This window comes from Acinetobacter sp. YH16044 (assembly GCF_013417145.1).
Classification (GTDB): domain Bacteria; phylum Pseudomonadota; class Gammaproteobacteria; order Pseudomonadales; family Moraxellaceae; genus Acinetobacter; species Acinetobacter amyesii.
In genome coordinates, this window is the sequence record NZ_VPEK01000174.1 from 1 (window position 1) to 1,155 (window position 1,155).

A 1,155-nucleotide genomic window follows, 5' to 3' on the forward strand; every position below is an offset into this window, starting at 1 on the left:
AGAAAAATTATCTAACTCTTTAGGGATAGCCGTCATGATATGAGTTACAGGTAAAATAGAAGCTTATTTCCCCCCATTTTTATAATGGAGGAGCCACCCCATAAGATCACTTAGATTCTTTATTCGCCATGTTAGAGAGTTCTATAATTTTTTTATCATTAGATAAGTCTTTAATTATAGAATCTAATTCCTCACTAAAATCAGATTCTTCTGCTACTTCATCAATTACGGCTATTAAATCATCATAAAACTCATTATCACCAGTTAATTTTTCCCAAAATTCTCTACCAACAAGCACAATATAGTCATGTTTAGATTCTAAATTCTTATAATGTTGACTAATCTCACTTCTCTCACCATAGACAATTCCAACAACCATATCATTGACTTGTAACGCAAGATTATTTGTTCGAGCTAAATTTTTTACAGCTTTAAAATGTTGATGAATCGTCTCCACATCATCTTTATTTATTGTGTTTGGTCCTGATTTAATCTGACAGTATTTTTTTCTACCATCTTGCTGATCTTCATACTCAATATCAATTCCTAATGTCGTACTGCTAAATGTACCTAATACGTCATTCGTAAAATTTTGAATTGCCCCCCCAAAAGTTGTGTTTATGCTCGTACCTAAAATTCGAGGGTAAATTAATGCTTTAGCCATACTTTCAGGGGAAGCATCTCCAGTTAAAAAATTAGCTAAGTATGTTGCAGTAAAAGGATTTATATTAAATTCAGAGGCTTTTTTTAGTTTTTTGGCATTTCGTAAGTGACTTTCCATAACACTTTTTCGAAACCAATCCTTAGCTTTCACTAAAATCTCTTTTTTTTGTGTTTCTGATAACAACATACATGTCCTTATAAATTGGATTTAATTACTGCTTCTAATTATAAGCTTTTATATATATTTTTAATGTTATCAATATCATTAATGAGCAAAAAAATGCCATCTAAACTTTTTATTGCAACAACACTAAACAATTATGAAGAGACTTCATTTAGACGCAATGATCCCTAATTTATGTCAGCCTGAGCGTACAACATTGCTCAAAACTTACCCCAAGGTTTATCCGCAGAAATTGCGGATAATTTCCGAAGTACAGGCATTGATAAAATTTAAAAAATTGCAAAATCGACTACTTTTTAAACAAACTT

Annotated in this window: 1 protein-coding gene; it reads right to left on the reverse strand. The window is 31.0% G+C overall.

Annotation, left to right across the window (positions count from 1 at the left end; translation table 11 throughout):
• Positions 1 to 106: 106 nt before the first annotated feature.
• Entirely contained in the window at positions 107 to 850 is a 744-nt protein-coding gene (locus tag FTV38_RS17825; protein ID WP_179996769.1) for a PmeII family type II restriction endonuclease, read from the reverse strand.
• Between the last annotated feature and the right edge of the window lie 305 nt (positions 851 to 1,155).